The sequence below is a fragment of the Pseudomonas sp. CC11G genome (assembly GCF_056174845.1).
Genome location: NZ_JBWBZC010000005.1, coordinates 239919 through 255616, shown reverse-complemented (window position 1 = coordinate 255616; position 15698 = coordinate 239919). Strand labels below are relative to the sequence as shown.

General features: G+C 61.3%; 16 protein-coding genes, 3 tRNA genes and 2 pseudogenes. 7 read left to right on the top strand and 14 right to left on the bottom strand.

What is annotated here, in order from left to right:
- Positions 1-25 precede the first annotated feature (25 nt).
- Together AC0V2S_RS09455 and AC0V2S_RS09450 are read right to left on the bottom strand one after the other, a co-directional pair.
- Positions 26-313 (bottom strand): helix-turn-helix domain-containing protein, encoded by a 288-nt coding sequence (locus AC0V2S_RS09455; protein WP_475509503.1) that lies wholly within the window; start codon positions 311-313, stop codon positions 26-28.
- Positions 314-360: 47 nt separating this feature from the next.
- Positions 361-696, bottom strand: coding sequence for a type II toxin-antitoxin system RelE/ParE family toxin (locus AC0V2S_RS09450; protein WP_475509502.1), 336 nt, complete (start codon positions 694-696; stop codon positions 361-363).
- A 372-nt stretch (positions 697-1068) separates the two neighbouring features.
- On the opposite strand from AC0V2S_RS09450, the gene AC0V2S_RS09445 reads away from it, so the two are divergent.
- The 7 genes from AC0V2S_RS09445 (at position 1069) to AC0V2S_RS09415 (ending at position 7162) form a co-directional block, all read left to right on the top strand.
- Entirely contained in the window at positions 1069-1377 is a 309-nt protein-coding gene (locus AC0V2S_RS09445; protein WP_475509501.1) for a DUF3509 domain-containing protein, read from the top strand.
- A 372-nt stretch (positions 1378-1749) separates the two neighbouring features.
- A complete protein-coding gene (locus AC0V2S_RS09440) occupies positions 1750-2601 on the top strand; it encodes an STAS domain-containing protein (protein ID WP_475509500.1) in 852 nt (283 codons plus the stop codon).
- 1 nt (position 2602) lies between these two features.
- Positions 2603-2965 (top strand): STAS domain-containing protein, encoded by a 363-nt coding sequence (locus AC0V2S_RS09435; protein WP_475509499.1) that lies wholly within the window; start codon positions 2603-2605, stop codon positions 2963-2965.
- A complete protein-coding gene (locus tag AC0V2S_RS09430; protein ID WP_475509498.1) occupies positions 2962-3366 on the top strand; it encodes an anti-sigma regulatory factor in 405 nt (134 codons plus the stop codon). The genes AC0V2S_RS09435 and AC0V2S_RS09430 overlap by 4 nt, the downstream gene beginning before the upstream one ends.
- Positions 3357-4373 (top strand): ATP-binding protein, encoded by a 1017-nt coding sequence (locus tag AC0V2S_RS09425; RefSeq protein WP_475509497.1) that lies wholly within the window; start codon positions 3357-3359, stop codon positions 4371-4373. The genes AC0V2S_RS09430 and AC0V2S_RS09425 overlap by 10 nt, the downstream gene beginning before the upstream one ends.
- Positions 4366-5223 (top strand): sensor histidine kinase, encoded by an 858-nt coding sequence (locus AC0V2S_RS09420; RefSeq protein ID WP_475509496.1) that lies wholly within the window; start codon positions 4366-4368, stop codon positions 5221-5223. The genes AC0V2S_RS09425 and AC0V2S_RS09420 overlap by 8 nt, the downstream gene beginning before the upstream one ends.
- The gene (locus AC0V2S_RS09415) at positions 5213-7162 is read left to right on the top strand and encodes a response regulator (protein ID WP_475509495.1); all 1950 of its coding nucleotides are present in this window, start codon (positions 5213-5215) and stop codon (positions 7160-7162) included. Before AC0V2S_RS09420 ends, AC0V2S_RS09415 begins: the two co-directional genes overlap by 11 nt.
- Before the next feature lie 143 nt (positions 7163-7305).
- On the opposite strand, the gene AC0V2S_RS09410 is transcribed toward AC0V2S_RS09415, so the two are convergent.
- The 12 genes and pseudogenes from AC0V2S_RS09410 to gspE all read right to left on the bottom strand — a co-directional run bounded on the left by AC0V2S_RS09410 (position 7306) and on the right by gspE (position 15546).
- Positions 7306-7382, bottom strand: a tRNA-Asp gene (locus AC0V2S_RS09410).
- A 108-nt stretch (positions 7383-7490) separates the two neighbouring features.
- Positions 7491-7567: transfer RNA gene (locus tag AC0V2S_RS09405), tRNA-Asp, on the bottom strand.
- Positions 7568-7598: 31 nt separating this feature from the next.
- Positions 7599-7674 (bottom strand) — tRNA-Val (locus AC0V2S_RS09400).
- Positions 7675-7964: 290 nt separating this feature from the next.
- On the bottom strand, positions 7965-8486 hold the full coding sequence (locus tag AC0V2S_RS09395; protein ID WP_475509494.1) for a type II secretion system protein M: 522 nt from the start codon (positions 8484-8486) through the stop codon (positions 7965-7967).
- Positions 8483-9625, bottom strand: a complete 1143-nt coding sequence (gene gspL, locus AC0V2S_RS09390; protein ID WP_475509493.1) for a type II secretion system protein GspL — start codon at positions 9623-9625, stop codon at positions 8483-8485. Before gspL ends, AC0V2S_RS09395 begins: the two co-directional genes overlap by 4 nt.
- On the bottom strand, positions 9622-10626 hold the full coding sequence (gspK, locus tag AC0V2S_RS09385; protein ID WP_475509492.1) for a type II secretion system minor pseudopilin GspK: 1005 nt from the start codon (positions 10624-10626) through the stop codon (positions 9622-9624). Before gspK ends, gspL begins: the two co-directional genes overlap by 4 nt.
- On the bottom strand, positions 10623-11300 hold the full coding sequence (gspJ, locus tag AC0V2S_RS09380; RefSeq protein ID WP_475509583.1) for a type II secretion system minor pseudopilin GspJ: 678 nt from the start codon (positions 11298-11300) through the stop codon (positions 10623-10625). The genes gspK and gspJ overlap by 4 nt, the downstream gene beginning before the upstream one ends.
- Before the next feature lie 8 nt (positions 11301-11308).
- Positions 11309-11713, bottom strand: coding sequence for a type II secretion system minor pseudopilin GspI (gspI, locus tag AC0V2S_RS09375; protein ID WP_475509491.1), 405 nt, complete (start codon positions 11711-11713; stop codon positions 11309-11311).
- Positions 11710-12249, bottom strand: coding sequence for a type II secretion system minor pseudopilin GspH (gene gspH, locus AC0V2S_RS09370; RefSeq protein ID WP_475509490.1), 540 nt, complete (start codon positions 12247-12249; stop codon positions 11710-11712). The genes gspI and gspH overlap by 4 nt, the downstream gene beginning before the upstream one ends.
- A 5-nt stretch (positions 12250-12254) precedes the next feature.
- Positions 12255-12700, bottom strand: a pseudogene (gene gspG, locus AC0V2S_RS09365) (type II secretion system major pseudopilin GspG).
- 5 nt (positions 12701-12705) lie between these two features.
- Positions 12706-13923 carry a GspF family T2SS innner membrane protein variant XcpS gene (gene xcpS / locus AC0V2S_RS09360; RefSeq protein ID WP_475509489.1) on the bottom strand — a complete coding sequence of 406 codons (1218 nt, stop codon included), beginning with the start codon at positions 13921-13923 and terminating at the stop codon, positions 12706-12708.
- Positions 13924-13978: 55 nt separating this feature from the next.
- Positions 13979-15546 (bottom strand): annotated as a pseudogene (gene gspE / locus AC0V2S_RS09355) (type II secretion system ATPase GspE).
- Positions 15547-15698: the final 152 nt, after the last annotated feature.

Sequence of the window (15698 nt, the reverse complement as noted above, 5' to 3'; positions counted from 1 at the left end):
GCCACTAGCGCCGTGCTTGACGTTGTCAGGCGGCGACTCGGGCCTTCACTTTAACCTCAATCTGCAAATCGGCGCCCGCCAGCATATTCACCAATGCATCCAGGGAAAACTTGCCGACTTTGCCTTTGAGCAAATCATTGAGACGAGGCTGGGTGATCTGCAAGCGCTCGGCGGCTTCTTTTTGGGTGATGTCCCACGTGTTCACCACACCCGACACGGCGCGGATAAGCAGCGCACGCAAACGCAGGTTTTCAGCCTCTTCGGGCGAGTCGGCCAGCGCGTCCCAGACGCTTTCGAAACGTTCATCTGTCATGGGTAATTCCTCTCGTTTTTACGTTCCACGCCAGGGAGCTCGTGCGCTCACAATGGCTCCAGAGACTTCAGCCTGACTTTCGCCAGGTCTATATCGCGTTTTTCAGTCTTTTGAGTGGTCTTGCGAAAGGCATGCAATACGTAGATGGCCTCTGCACGGTTAACCACATACAAAACGCGAAAGGCGCCTTGCGTACACGCCACCCGAATTTCCTGAACACCGAGCCCAACCGCTTTCATAGGCTTCCAGTCATTCGGCTTGCCACCGAACTGCAGCGTTTCCAATTGATATCCCGCTTCCAAACGTGCATTGGAAGGAAACGCCCTGAGATCGGCCTTGCTGGTAGCCACGAACACAATTGGCCTCATCCGCTGACGCTGCATACACACTCCATCGCCTTTCGACGCACCACACGCAGGCGAAACGTCGAAGCAGCCAGATAAATATATCTGTTTTGATATAATTTTCAAGGTTCGACGCCGGTATTGCGACGTCAGGCGATAACGCTACGATCTGCTGCTCAATGCGTATGCCGGCCCTGGCCGGATCAGCTGTGTGAAAGAAAGCCTGATGACAACGGTTGGCTTCATGCGATTTGCAAGGCCACCCAAACCCAATCGTGCAATTTGCTAATGGCAGCTTGATTGCAAAATCGCTGGAGCCCGCGATTTCTCTGGAAGTGGCTGCAACTCAAAAATTGGCACGCTCGCTGCTCTATCTCCAACAACGATTAAAAACCCGACGGAGCGGTGAAAATGAAATATCCAGTCAAGCATCTGTTCAATGCCTTCCCAACCTACGAAATCACTTTCAGCCCGCGTCCCGACACCTCGGTGTTGCTGACCCTGAAAAATGCCCGCGAAACCTTCAGCAAGGTGATCGAGCCGGCGATGATTTTTAACGAGAAGATGGTTGGCCGACTGATTCGCGAGCTGCGTCGCGATATGAGGATTGCCAACGGCTCGTTGACGCTGAATGTTGAACAGGGTGCTTTCCTGGCCAACCGTGCCAATGAAGCGGCCCGTGCGCAGCAGCAAGCGCCTAAGCAGTGGCTGAGCGCGTAAGCCTTTTTGCCCCGCCGGTGCTCACACGCCGGCTCGCTGTCACGGATGAACAGGCCGCTCAGGGACGAGCGCGATGTTGGCCCTCCCCTGCGGTTTTGCCGCGCGCCAGACCGTATTCGCTGCACCTTCTGCATTGAACCTGAACTTAAATTTCCAGCCATGCTCTACGCGTTAGCGCAGCATGTGCCAACAGGCGCTTGCGGCCCGGCCAAGGCTTTAATTCGCACGCCTATTTACCGAATGAGCGCCGTGCTGTATCTCGTCATTGCCACGCACTAGAGTGAAGGCAGCTCGCCGTGAATTGAGCTGCCAACGCCATATCTGCCTTACCTAATTAAAAAGAAAAATTCAGCCACGTACAGGAGTTCCAGCATGGCCGCATTGGGTCAACACGCCGTTTCGAAAGTCAAAAGCGCCGAGTCTCAACTGTTGCAAGAATGGATCGCCGCCCTCGAAGCCTCGGGCGCCACGCGCAACCTGAAAGCCGATGAGATCAAAGCCGACACCAAAGAATTCCTCCAACTGATCACCTCCTCCCTGGAGAACGGTGCCGGTACCGCCATTGGCACCGCGCAGTGGGAAGACACCCGCCAGTTCCTCGAACGCCTGTCGCGCAGCCGTGCGCAGCTGGGCCAGGACTCAAGCCAGACCGCCAATTTCATCTTCGCCCTCAAAGGCCCGTTCTTCGCACTGCTGCAGAAAGAATTCGCTGACGAACCGGCATTGCTGGCCGAACAACTGCTGCAAGCCTCCGAGCTGTTTGATGCCCTGGGCCTGCATACCATCCGCACCTATCAGGCTTCGCGTGAGTCGGTCATCCGTCGTCAACAAGAAGAGCTGCTGGAACTGTCGACCCCGGTGGTCAAGCTGTGGGACGGCGTACTCGCCCTGCCCATGATCGGCACCCTGGATTCGCAACGCACCCAGGTGGTGATGGAATCCTTGCTGCAGCGCATCGTGGATACCGGTTCGGAAATCGCCATTATCGACATCACTGGCGTGCCGACCGTGGACACCCTGGTCGCCCAACACCTGCTGAAAACCGTCACTGCCATTCGCCTGATGGGCGCCGACTGCATCATCAGCGGCGTGCGTCCGCAGATCGCGCAAACCATCGTGCACCTGGGCCTGGACCTGCAAGGTGTCGTCACCAAGGCCAACCTGGCCGATGCCTTGGCTCTGGCCATGCGTCGTCTGGGTGTCACCGTCACCAAGGCGCAGTGATATGGAACGCATCCCCATTTTGCAGATGGGCCAATTTCTGCTGGTCACCATTCAGGTGGATATGCACGACCAGTTGGCCATGACCCTGCAAGACGATCTGTCCGAACGCATTAGCGCCACCTCGGCGCGCGGTGTGCTGATCGATATCTCGGCGCTGGATATGGTCGACTCGTTTATCGGCCGCATGATTGCCACCATTTCCGGCCTGTCGCGCATCATGGACGCCGAAACCGTGGTGGTCGGCCTGCAACCGGCAGTGGCCATCACCCTGGTGGAACTGGGCCTGACCTTGCCGGGCGTGAGCACGGCGCTGAACGTTGAGCGCGGCATGAAGCTGCTGCGCGAACGAGTAGCCGCGCAATGAACGTGCGCAGTAGCGGTAGCCAACCGGTACGCATCGAGCAGGACGTGGTCATGGCGCGGCAGACGTCGCGCAAGCTGGCGCAGGAATGCGGCATGCGGTTGATCGATCTGACCAAGCTGGTGACCGCTGTCAGTGAGCTGGCGCGCAACACCATGGTTTACGGCGGTGGCGGCGATATGGATTGGCAGATACTCGACGACAACGGCCGTACCGGCCTGCGCCTGACGTTCCGCGACGAAGGCCCGGGTATCCCGGATCTCAAACTGGCGATGACCGATGGCTGGACTTCCGGTGGCGGTCTGGGCTTGGGCCTCACCGGCGCCAAGCGTCTGGTGGACGAGTTCGAACTGGACACGGCGCCCGGAGCTGGTACCCGCGTGACGATTACCCGATGGGCCTGAACCTCAGCAGCTCGCTCACCCAGGTGCTGCACGTTGACGACGAGAGCCAGGTGGGCCACGCCCGCCGCGTGGTGCAGAAACTTGCCAGCGACAATGGTTTTGACAGCAACGACGCCGGCCGCGCGGCCCTGGTGACCACCGAATTGACCAGCAATCTGCTCAAACACGCCGGCCGTGGCGAGCTGCACGTGCGCGTGTTGCCCCATGGCGACGTGAGCGGTATCGAGCTGCTGGCGATTGATCGTGGGCCGGGTTTCAACCTGCAGGATTGCCTGGCCGATGGCTTTACCACCAGTGGCACGCAGGGCATAGGCATGGGCGCGGTGGATCGGCAGTCCGACGTGTTCGATGTGTTCGCCGACGACCGCGGCGCGGTATTGATGGCGCGTTTGTACCCGCGCGGCAGCAAAACCGCCGATGTGCGTTTTGGCGTCTCTCAGCACTCACTGCATGATGATCCGGCGTGCGGCGACTCCTGGCATCTGACGGTCGACAACAATAACTTCAGCGCCTTGATCATCGATGGCCTCGGCCATGGCGACGCTGCCGAGGAAGCTTCCCGGGCCGGCGAAAAGGCGTTCGCCGCAGCGCCCTTCAACTCGCCCACGCTGCTGATTGAAGACCTGCACCGCGCCATGTGCGGCACCCGTGGCGGCGCCGGCGCGGTGGCGCAATACAACGCCAGCACCGGCCACCTGCAATTCGCCGGCATCGGCAATATTGGCGCTACGCTGATTACAGCGGAAAAAAGCCGTGGGCTGGCCTCCCACCCCGGCATTCTGGGCGCGCAGTTTCGCAAGGCGCAGGCATTCGACTTTCCTGATTCCACGGGGCAACTCTTAGTGATGTACAGCGATGGACTGCAGTCGCGCTGGAACCTGCACGACTACCCGGGCCTGGTGCACCGTCACCCGGCCGTGATTGCTGCCGTGCTGCACCGCGACTTTTGCCGCGGGCGCGATGACGTAACCGTATTGGTCGTACCTCTGGAGGCAGCCAATGGCTGATACCGACATCCAGGCCCAGCTGGACGCTGCCCTGGCCGAAAACGAAGCCTTGCGCGCCGAGCTTGATGAAACCAATCAGGGCGTATTGGCGTTGTATGCCGAGCTGGATATCCAGGCTGAAGAACTGCGCCAGGCATCCGACCTGAAAAGCCGTTTTCTGTCGTATATGAGCCACGAATTTCGCACGCCGCTGGGCTCGATTCTGAGCATCACCAGTTTGCTTGGCGACGAACTCGACGGCCCGCTAAGCCCAGAGCAGCACAAGCAGGTGGGCTTTGTGCGCACCTCGGCCAGCGAGCTCAGCGATATGGTCGACGACCTGTTGGACCTGGCCAAGATCGAGGCCGGGCGCATCACCATTTCACCGGCCTGGTTCGACATGTTCGACCTGTTCTCGGCCCTGCGCGGCATGTTCCGCCCGATTGTCGAAGGCGGCACGGTGGACCTGATTTTCACCGAGCCAGTCGATATGCCGCGGCTGTATACGGACGATAAAAAGCTCGCGCAGATTCTGCGTAACTTTATTTCCAACTCGCTGAAGTTCACCCAGCGCGGTGAAGTGCGGGTGTCGGCGCGGCTGGAAAGCGACAACGAAGTGCGCTTTGCTGTGAGCGACACGGGCATCGGCATTCCGGCCGAAATGCATGGCGCGCTCTTCGAGGACTTCTCTCAGGTAGACTCCCCGCTGCAAAAGCGTTTGCGCGGCACGGGCCTTGGGCTATCGCTGTGCAAACGCTTTGCCGAATTGCTCGGCGGGCGGGTCGGTGTAGAAAGCGAACCCGGCGTAGGTTCGACGTTTTACGTGATCATTCCTTTTGCCATTGGCCAGGACACACCTGATGAAAAGTGACATTCGCCTGCTGATCGTCGACGACAACGTAGCCACGCGCTATGCCCTGCGTCGTCGCTTCGAGCAGCAAGGCTATGTCATCGATGAGGCCGGCACGGGCACCGAAGGCTTGGCATTGATCGCCGAGACCGAATACGACGCGCTGATTCTCGATGTGAACCTGCCGGACATGACGGGCTTCGATATCGTGCGACAGATCCGCCAGCAACCGCGTACCGCGCTGGTGCCGGTGGTGCATGTGTCCGCCGCGTCGATTCAGCCGCACGACATCATCACGGGCCTGGAAACCGGCGCCGACGCCTACCTGACGCACCCCATCGACCCGGAAATTCTGATGGCCACCCTGCGCACGTTGCTGCGGGTGCGCGACAGTGAAAATGCCCTGCGCGAAAGCGAGGCACGTTTTCGCGAAATTTTCCTGCATGTGTCGGCGCCGATTGCGGTGATCGACGAACACCTCAAAGTCATCGAAAGCAACCAGGCCTTCGCCGAACTGCTGCAAGGCTGCACCCAGGACGACCGCTTGCTGCAATGCATCGCCCCGGGCCAGGAATCGCGCCTGGTGCAACTGCGTACCGCGCTATTGGACGGCCAACGCTGGAATGGCAGCCTGACGTTGCTGCTGGCTGGCGAAGAGCGCGAAACCGAATGGCAGACTTCGCCGTATCGCCTGCCGGGGCACAGCCTGGTATTTGTTGAAGACGTGACCGAGCACCGCGAGCGCGACCGCTCGCAACGCAATCAACTTGACAAGGCGCATACCCGCATCGCCCAGGAAGTGGCCGAACGCGCGCGCACCGAAGAGCAACTGCTGCAGGCGCAGAAGATGGATGCCCTGGGCAAACTCACCGGCGGCATCGCCCACGATTTCAACAACATGCTTACCGGCATCATCGCCGCCATCGAACTGATGAAGCGCCGCGTCGAAGACCAGCGCTACGACACGCTGATGCGCTACGCAGACGCCGCGCTGAGCTCGGCCAACAGCGCCGCCGCCCTCACCCACCGCCTGCTCGCCTTTGCCCGTCAGCAGCCGTTGGATACGCGACCCATCGATATCAACAAACACGTGCTGTCGCTGGAAGAACTGCTGCGCCGCACCATCAGCGAACGTATTTCCCTGACCCTGGAACTGACCTCCGGCACCTCGGTGGCGATGGTCGATCCGTTCCAGTTTGAAAGCTCGTTGCTCAACCTGATCATCAATGCCCGCGACGCACTGCCCAACGGCGGCAGCATTCGTATTGCCACATACGCGACGGTGGTGGCGGGCAATCCGAAAGTGGAAGACGGCACCTATATCGCGCTGTCGGTACGCGATGACGGCGTCGGCATTGAGGACTCGGTGATCGGCAAGGTGTTTGATCCGTTCTTCAGCACCAAACCGGTTGGCCAGGGCACGGGGCTGGGGCTGTCGAGTATTTACGGCTTCGCGCGTCAGTCTGGCGGCGATGTGAGCATTCGCAGCGTGGTGAACAAAGGCACCGAAGTGGTGTTGCTACTGCCGGCGGGCAATGAGTTGCCGAGCAGCGAGGAAACGCCAATCGACGCGCCAAAGAACGGCACCGGCGAGCATGTGCTGATCGTGGAAGACATGGTGTCGGTTAGCGCGCTGATAGCGGAAATCCTCAGTGACGCGGGCTATCGCTCGACCCAGGTTTACGACGCCGAAGGCGCGGTACATGCGCTGAAAACCGACCCCTCCATCGACCTGTTGCTGACCGATATCGGCCTGCCGCGTATGGATGGTCGCGATCTTGCCGCACTCAGCCGCACCATGCGCGCAAGTTTGCCGGTGCTGTATGTGTCGGGCTATGCGGAGAATGCGCTGGATCGTCAGGATCTGGCCGGAACCGGTATGGACATGCTCAGCAAGCCGTTCAACAGCAGCGAGCTACTGGAGCGCATTCGTACCTTGCTGGATAACCCGCCCGCGTAAGAGCTAGCTTGCTCGCGAAGCGCTTGAATCGGCGTTAGCAGAGTTCGCGAGCAAGCTCGCTCCTAGGTAACTGTGCATCGGCTCGTCATTAAATCGCAGGCAATAAAAAACCCCTGAATCTTTCGATTCAGGGGTTTCGTATATGGCGCAGCGGACGGGACTCGAACCCGCGACCCCCGGCGTGACAGGCCGGTATTCTAACCGACTGAACTACCGCTGCGTGTCGGTGGACTTTCGTCCGGTACAGCTTTAAACGGTTTAGCGTCTGATCTTCAAGCCCTGGTTGGCTTTCCAATCTCAAGTCCGAAACATCGAACCTGGCAAATAATGGCGCAGCGGACGGGACTCGAACCCGCGACCCCCGGCGTGACAGGCCGGTATTCTAACCGACTGAACTACCGCTGCGCGTCGGTGGACTTTCGTCCGGTTTCACAAGTGGTGGGTGATGACGGGATCGAACCGCCGACCCTCTGCTTGTAAGGCAGATGCTCTCCCAGCTGAGCTAATCACCCCTTGCTTGCGAGGCGCGAAATTTACGCGGGGGCCGCACCTAAGTCAACACCCCATATAGAAATTTTCTGAAATTAACGGTTTTTTGTTTTTCGCGGATTGCCTTAAAGGGACGTAATCCCCTGTCGGAGCGGCGTAGGTTGGGTTGAGCGCAGCGAAGCCCAACGATACGGTGATTGCCCCCTCAACGTTAAAGCCAAACAGAACGCTGCGACTGTGCTGGTCCTCATTGATAACGTCTTTGGGGCAACAGGTACCGTATCGTTGGGCTTCGCCTGCGGCTCAACCCAACCTACTGAACGACCCGCAACGTCAAACGCGACGTCACCAACCCCTCTTCATTGCGATCCAACCCGGCTTCATCAATCCGCACGCCCTGGGCTTCCAGATCCTTGAACCAGCTCAGCAGCAGGTTGAACGCCACCGGCTGCAGGTTCACTTGCAGACTGCCGTCGCCCTGGTTGTCGATGCGTTCGATGGTCAGTTGCGCCGCTGCTGCGCTGGCGGTGACCAGGCCTTGCAGTTGCTCGGGCGCCACGCTGCTGGTCGGACGCTCCACCAGTGCACGCGCTTGCGGCGCCCTGGCTTGCAGATAGCCGCTGAGTTCCAGTTGCTGGGCCAGCGCTTCGCGCGCGTTGTGCAAGCGGTGCTGGGCGGGCTGCCAGAAAGCGATGTACAGCAATGCGCCGACCACGAAGACCAGCATCAACACCAGCATCAGACGCTCACGCGGCACCAGCGTTGCCCACCGGCGTTGCAGCGGTGAGCGCTGCCAGCGCTCTGTGAGTTGGTTTTTCAAGATTGCGGTATTCATCCCTGCCCTCCGACTACCAGGCGTGCGCTGACGCCATTGCTTTCACGGCTGGCCGAACCCAGTTGCACGGGCAGGCCCGCGTCCGCCATGCGCTGGCGCAAGCGCTCCAGCGCGCCGAAATCGGGCGCTTGTAGTTGCAGGGCAAGGTCGCCGCGGGTATCGCTGAAATCCAGCTGCTGCACGCGCACCAGGCCGCCATCGGCCTGCACGGCGGTGCTGGCCAGCTCCATGAGGGCAAGCAAACGACTCTTGCCGCCGGCGGCGCCTTGGCTCAGGTGTTCATCCAGTTGATGGCGCAGGTTGATCAGCTTGGTGTCCTGCGGGAACAGCTCGTGGTACAGCGCGCTATTGGCCGCAGCAATAGCATCGCTCTTGTGCTGCAACTGCCAGGCCTGCGCCAGGTTGAATCCCCATTGCAGCACCAGCCACAAGCCCACCAGACCGAGTACCGGGCGCCAGCGTTTCAAGCCCTGGCTGCCTTCTTGCCTGGCCAGCTCGCCTTGAGCCAGGTTGCAGCCGGCGGTTTGTGTGGCCAACCACAGATACGGGTCTTCTTCACGCTGCGCGGTTTCGATCCCCTCGGGCAGCGCCTGGTTAGGCGGTGCAATCGCATGCAATGGCAACGGACAATGCCCAGCCAAAGCCGGCCAATCGTCGACGGCCAGCGCCATGCGCGTGGGCACCTGGCCGCCGAGTAACCAGCGCTCACCGAGCCAACAGAGTTGGGTGCCCTGCTCGGGCAGCAGATCGGCGTCGATGTGAATGCTGCTCGGTGGCACCGGGCACAGATCCAGCCAGCCCTGCAGCCACGCCTGACGCACTGCATAAACACGGTGGCGACCATCTGCCATGGACGAGCCAAGAGCCAGGTGGAACAGCTCTACCTCTTCGGCCAGCAACTCCTCCACCGCAAACGGCAGCGCCTGCCGCAGCCAGCGGGCTTTTTGCGTAGGCAGTTGCACGGCACAGGTGGTGACTGCCTCCACCGGCACAATCAAGCGCCAGGAGCCATCCAGCTCCGCCATGGCCTCGGCCAACAACGGTTGGTCGTGCAGGCCCGCCCGCACCCGGTGAATCGGTACGCTGCCATCAACGGCCGCCGCCGCAACGGGCGGCAAAAATAGTGTTACCAGGCTCATGGTGCCTGCTCCTCATTGGTCGCTGACGCGCCTGTGTCGGTCTGCGGCTGGGCGACTTGCACCAACCCGTCCTGACCCAGATCGCGCGCCAGTACACGTACACGCCCCTGGGCATCGCGGTGCATGCTACTTACCACCACCTGACGGCGATCGCCCATACGGACCTCACTGATTACTTGAAAGTACTGAGTGGCTATCGCCAGCCCTTGCCCATCAATGCCCTGCCCGGCCAGCGCCGGCTGGCTGGTAAACGCCTCCACCGAGGCAAACCCGGTACTGCCGCGTGCCAGCACCACGCCTTGCGCTACCGACGGTGCCAGGCCATCGGCCAGGCACGACAACACCATGGCCCCGGCGGTATTGACGTTAAGCGGCGCGTCGGCCGGCAGCGCACTTACATACGGCAGCAGGCGACGATAGTCCGCCTCGGTCATGCCCAACACTAACCGTAGTTCGGAGACGTCCTGCAGGCGTCGGTTCGCCGCGCGATACGCCGGTTTGGCTAGCAGGTATTGGTTGTCTTCTGCGCCTTCACTGCCGGTGGGTTCCTGATTGCTATCCAACCAATCGACCAGGCGTTCGGCATACGGCGCCACAATGCCCAGACGCAACAGCAACCTGCGAAACCGGGTGACGGCCAGTTCATTCACCTGCTGCTGTTGCACCAGGCTGTTGAGATTGAAACGGCTGCTGGCATCTTCAATACGCACATTCAGCACGCCACCTTCGTCCAGCGCAAACGGCTGCATGGGCCGCGCCCAGGCTTCACCCAGGTGGTCGCCAGTCTGCCCCGGCGCCCCGGCGCGGGCGTCACGCTTGAGTACCGCTTTGGCCAAGGTTTCCCCGCCCAGGGCGTACTGCCATGCGCGGCGGGTGTCGAGCACATTCGCGCTACTGCGAATGGATACCTGCTGGCGGGCAATCATGCCCGCGCAGACGATGGTGACCACCGCCACCACCAGCAGCACGGTAATCAGCGCCACGCCCTGTTGGCGCTTCATTGTTCCACCTGCCCATCGCTTGGCGATTCCGGCTGGCCGTCCGGTGTTTGCCCAGTGCTCTCGGCCGGCGTATCCGGCAGGCGCAGCACGCGACGTATCTGGCCGTAACGGCGATGTTCCAATACCAATTCCAACGCCCGGGGCAATTGTTCCAGCCGTTGACTATCGGTGCCATCGTTGGGCGGCCAGCTGGGTTGCCATTGGCCTTGGCGGTCCATGTAGCGCAGCTTGAACGAGGTGACGCCATCAAGTACCGCCTGCACCTGCGGCTGACTGTCCTGGGCCTGATCGAGCACGTTCCAATAACGCCGCTGCCATTGCTCGCCACTCAGCTCCCAACGCACCCGCTGCAGGCGCGAACGTGCAGCGCCCAGCGGGTTGCGCCAACCGGTGCGGGTAAACTCCAGGGCCGTGGCATCGCCGTCTTCGCCCAGCAGTGCGGAACGTGCTTCGCCAAACGGATCGCGCACCGGGCGCGAGGTTACCTGCAACACATCGCGCTCAAAAGCCGCCATCGCCCGCACCAGTTCGCGCAGCTGCTGTTCATGTTCGCGGGTAGCGGTATCGGCCTGCATCACGCTGCTGAGCATTCGGTAGGTAGCCAGTGCCAACAGGGCGAAAATGGCAACGGCTATCAGCAGTTCCAGCAAGGTAAAACCACGCTCTCGGCGTATCGCATGGTTCATTGCGCTGGCTCGACCGGCTCGGTGCTGAGAAAGCCCACCAGGTAGGCGGCGGCGCGCTCTTTGGGCTCACCACTGCGACCACGCTCATCGCGGGTCGCCACCCAGATGGTGACGCGGCGCATCGCCGGCTCGCTGGTGGTTTCAACCGTGCTCTGCCACAGCCATTGGCGGTTGGCGAAGTCTACCTGGCCTTGCTGATTGCCCACGCTGGGCACTTCCGGGGCCAGCTGCATCTCGCTGAGCTGATTGTCGGCGACCCACATGGCCATGGTTTTGTCTTCAAGCTTGGCGGCCGTTTGCAGGCTGCGGGCACTGACGCCGAGTACGCTGGCCGCCACCAACGCAAAAATCGCCAGCGCAACCAGCACCTCCAGCAGCGTAAAACCGCGCGCACGTCTCATTTGCCCGGCCTCTTGTCATCCGCGGCTTCCACTTTGGGCAGGCGAAAACCATCAGTGGCCATCTGCAGCCGGGCACCCTGTGGCTTGCGCTCGGCCATCAACAGGCGAAAGGGGCTGAGTTCACCGCTGGACAGAATCAACACTTGCGGGCTGCGCTCACTGGCTTTCTCATCATCTTCAGCATTGGCGCTGGGCAATTTCATGGCCGCGCCTTCCAGTTCCAGGGTTAGCACAGCCCAGGGCGGCAACTGATGGGGGGCACGATCAACCGCCTGCCATTTGGCTTTGGCCGAGTCATAACGCAGCACCTGATAGGACGCCGCATCAAACCACAGGCCGTATTCACGGTTATCCAGCACGGCCTCGTCGGCCAGCACCCCGATCAAGCCGCTCAGCCGTTCGGCCTCGTTGCGCAGCTCGCGCGACGGCCCGGCAATGCCGGTACTCAGCACCGCCAGACCAATCAGAACGCCGAGAATCACTAACACCACCATGATTTCGATCAGGGTGAAGCCGGTCTGGCGCGCCGCCCGCATGGGGATCACTGATCCCAGTTACCGATGTCGGCATCGTTGTCGGTGCCGCCTTCTTGCCGTCGGCGCCGAACGAGTACAAATCGAACGGACCTTTGCTGCCTGGCGCCAGGTATTGATACGGGTTGCCCCACGGGTCGACCGGCAGACGCTTGAGGTAACCGTCAGCATTCCAGTTTTTCGCCGGCGGGTTGCCGCTGGGCTTTTTCACCAGTGCTTCCAGGCCCTGCTGGGTATTCGGGTAGGAATGGTTGTCGAGTTTGTACATGTCCAGGGCGGCACTGATGCCTTTGACGTCGCCCTTGGCCACGGTGATCTTGGCCTGGTCGGGCCGGCTCATTACCTGCGGCACGATCAGCGCCGCGAGAATGCCGAGAATCACCACCACCACCATGATTTCAATCAGGGTAAAACCCGACTGTCGACGTCCTGTTTTCATGGCTATCTGTTGCATTGCTATCACCCCACTAATTGGTTCAAAGACAGAATCGGCAGAAGAATCGCCAGCACGATCAGCAGCACCACTACGCCCATAAACACCAGCATAAAGGGCTCGAAGAGGCCGACCATCAAGGCGATCTGGGCGGCCAGGTCGCCCTCCTGATTGCGCGCGGTACGAGCCAGCATCTGGTCCAGCTCACCGGAGCGTTCACCGCTGGCGATCATATGCAGCATCATCGGCGGAAACTGGCCGCTGGCTTCCAGCGCGCGAGTCAGGCTGCCGCCCTCGCGGACTTTCTGCGCTGCCAGCACCACATCGGCACGAATTACCCGATTGGAAATCACCTGAGCGCCAATGGCCAAGGCTTCCACCAACGGCACACCGCTGCGGGTAAGAATGGCCAGCGTGGACGCAAACCGCGCGCAATCCGTGGCCCGCACCAGCCGGCCGATCAGCGGCAAACGTAACTGGAAGCCGTGCCAGCGGCGCCTGACCTTGTCGTCACGCAGCGCCCAGCGCGCAGTAAACCCACCCGCTACCGCCAGCAGCACAAACAGCCAGCCCCAGCTTTTCACCAGATCGCTCAAGGCAATCAGGCCGCGGGTAAGCGCCGGCAGCGTTTGCCCGGAATCGATAAACACGCGCACCACATCCGGCACCACATAGCCGAGCAGAAAGCCGACGATGATCAGCGAGGTAACCATCAGCACCAACGGATACAACAACGCCAGCTGCACCTTCTGGCGCGACTGTTGACGTTGTTCGGTGTAATCGGCCAATTGCTCCAGCACCGGCCCCAGGTGCCCGGCATGCTCGCCTGCGGCGACAGTGGCGCGGTACAACTCGGGAAACGCCGCCGGAAACTCTTTTAGCGCCGCCGCCAGGCTATGCCCTTCCAACACCCGCGCGCGCACGGCCAGCAACATGGCCTGCACCCGCGGCGCCGAGGCTTGCGCTGCAGCGGCGCGCAGGGCTTCTTCAATCGGTAAGGCGGCCTGGATGAGCGTGGCCAGTTGGCGGGTGAGCATCGCCAGGTCGCGTGCCGACAAGCCGCGTACAAAGGTGAAATGGCCGTCGTTGCTGGCTTGCTCGCGGGTGCGGGTGGCGTTGACCTCCAACGGCGCCAGCTGTTTCTCGCGCAGCATCTGCCGCACCTGACGTGCGCTGTCGGCCTCCATCACGCCTTTTTGCTGGCGCCCTGCGTTGTCCAGGGCCAGGTATTCGTACGCCGCCATCAGTGTGTGCCCAACCGGTGGGTTGCCCAGGTGCGGGCGACTGCGTCAGTGATGCTCAACGTCTGTCGCCCCTACGTTGGTGTTGAGTCGGCGATGACGAAGATAGTTCGCGCCGCTGGGCGCCTGTGGTGGGCGCTTCGTCTTCGCGGGTTACTCGCAGCACTTCTTCCAGGCTGGTGATGCCTTCGAGCACCTTGCGGCGGCCGTCGTCGCGAATGCTCGGGCCGTTGCTGCGGGCGTGGCGGGTCATTTCCTGCTCGCCGGCGCCGCTGTGGACCAAGCTGCGCATATGGTCGTCGAATATCACCAGTTCATAGATACCGGTCCGGCCGCGATAGCCCTGCTGTTTGCATTCCGGGCAGCCACGGGCGTGGTGAATCAACGGCGTTTCGCCGCTTCGCACACCCAGCACCTGGGCCTCGGCTTCAGTAACCGGCAACGCTTCTTTGCAATGCGGACACAGCACACGCACCAGACGCTGGGCTAACACGCCGAGCAAGGAAGACGACAGCAGAAAGGGTTCGACACCCATATCCACCAGGCGGGTAACCGCGCCGATGGCGCTGTTGGTGTGCAATGTGGAGAGCACCAGGTGCCCGGTGAGCGAGGCCTGCACGGCGATCTGAGCGGTTTCGGCGTCGCGGATTTCGCCGACCATCACCACGTCCGGGTCTTGCCGCAAAATGGCGCGCAGGCCGCGGGCGAAGGTCATGTCGACCTTGGTGTTCACCTGGGTTTGGCCAATGCCTTCGAGGTGGTATTCGATCGGGTCTTCGACCGTGAGGATATTGCGCGTGCGGTCGTTGAGGCTGACCAGGCTGGCATACAGCGTGGTGGTTTTCCCCGAGCCGGTGGGGCCGGTGACCAGGATGATGCCGTGGGGTTTGCGTACGCTGGCTTCCATCAGCTGGCAGTCGCGGCTGGACATGCCCAGGTGCTGAAGACTCAGGCGCCCGGCCTGTTTGTCGAGCAACCGCAACACCACTCGCTCGCCGTTGGCCGACGGCAAGGTAGACACCCGCACATCCACCTCGCGCCCGCCCACGCGCAGGGAATACGGCCATCCTGCGGCACGCGTTTTTCGGCGATATCCAGGCGCGCCATCACCTTGATCCGCGACACCAGCAGTGCCGCCAACTCCCGTTTCGGTTCCAGCACTTCACGCAATACGCCGTCGACGCGAAAGCGCACGACCAGCCGTTTTTCAAAGGTTTCGAGGTGGATATCGGAGGCATTTTCCTTGATCGACTCGCCGAGGATGGCGTTGATCAGGCGGATGATCGGCGCGTCGTCTTCCTGCTCCATCAGGTCTTCGGTTTCCGGCACCTGATCGGCCAGTGCGGCGAGGTCCAGACGTCCGCCGATATCTTCGGCCAGCTGCATGGACGCCGAGTCGTGCTGGTAGGCCGAGGCCATGGCCAGGTCAAAGGCCGCTGGCGTCAGGGCCCGCAATGGCAGACGGCGGCCGACAAACCGCTGGGCTTCGGCCAGCGCCACCATATCGACAGCGGGCCGAAAACCCAGGCACACCTGGTCTTGATCAAGCATCAGCACCACGCCATTGCGCTTGGCGTAACTGAACGGTAAACGGCGTGGAAGTGTTTCCACCGATGAGATGTTCATCTGTAACCCAACCCTGGCATCGTGGCGGCGCAGCCCTTGTGAAGGCGCATGTTCAAGATAAAGGATGACGATTGCACGCCATGCAGCTGTTTTTTTAACGATTTTGTGGGGTGCGACTCGTAGAAATCGCAGCGGGCGCTATCTTTAACACA

What these genes read in the sequence shown, in the direction of transcription:
- AC0V2S_RS09455 (WP_475509503.1), bottom strand. Translation starts at nt 313, where the DNA reads ATGACAGATGAACGTTTCGAAAGCGTCTGGGACGCGCTGGCCGACTCG.
- AC0V2S_RS09450 (WP_475509502.1), bottom strand. Translation starts at nt 696, where the DNA reads ATGCAGCGTCAGCGGATGAGGCCAATTGTGTTCGTGGCTACCAGCAAG.
- AC0V2S_RS09445 (WP_475509501.1), top strand. Translation starts at nt 1,069, where the DNA reads ATGAAATATCCAGTCAAGCATCTGTTCAATGCCTTCCCAACCTACGAA.
- AC0V2S_RS09440 (WP_475509500.1), top strand. Translation starts at nt 1,750, where the DNA reads ATGGCCGCATTGGGTCAACACGCCGTTTCGAAAGTCAAAAGCGCCGAG.
- AC0V2S_RS09435 (WP_475509499.1), top strand. Translation starts at nt 2,603, where the DNA reads ATGGAACGCATCCCCATTTTGCAGATGGGCCAATTTCTGCTGGTCACC.
- AC0V2S_RS09430 (WP_475509498.1), top strand. Translation starts at nt 2,962, where the DNA reads ATGAACGTGCGCAGTAGCGGTAGCCAACCGGTACGCATCGAGCAGGAC.
- AC0V2S_RS09425 (WP_475509497.1), top strand. Translation starts at nt 3,357, where the DNA reads ATGGGCCTGAACCTCAGCAGCTCGCTCACCCAGGTGCTGCACGTTGAC.
- AC0V2S_RS09420 (WP_475509496.1), top strand. Translation starts at nt 4,366, where the DNA reads ATGGCTGATACCGACATCCAGGCCCAGCTGGACGCTGCCCTGGCCGAA.
- AC0V2S_RS09415 (WP_475509495.1), top strand. Translation starts at nt 5,213, where the DNA reads ATGAAAAGTGACATTCGCCTGCTGATCGTCGACGACAACGTAGCCACG.
- AC0V2S_RS09395 (WP_475509494.1), bottom strand. Translation starts at nt 8,486, where the DNA reads ATGAATACCGCAATCTTGAAAAACCAACTCACAGAGCGCTGGCAGCGC.
- gspL (WP_475509493.1), bottom strand. Translation starts at nt 9,625, where the DNA reads ATGAGCCTGGTAACACTATTTTTGCCGCCCGTTGCGGCGGCGGCCGTT.
- gspK (WP_475509492.1), bottom strand. Translation starts at nt 10,626, where the DNA reads ATGAAGCGCCAACAGGGCGTGGCGCTGATTACCGTGCTGCTGGTGGTG.
- gspI (WP_475509491.1), bottom strand. Translation starts at nt 11,713, where the DNA reads ATGAGACGTGCGCGCGGTTTTACGCTGCTGGAGGTGCTGGTTGCGCTG.
- gspH (WP_475509490.1), bottom strand. Translation starts at nt 12,249, where the DNA reads ATGCGGGCGGCGCGCCAGACCGGCTTCACCCTGATCGAAATCATGGTG.
- xcpS (WP_475509489.1), bottom strand. Translation starts at nt 13,923, where the DNA reads ATGGCGGCGTACGAATACCTGGCCCTGGACAACGCAGGGCGCCAGCAA.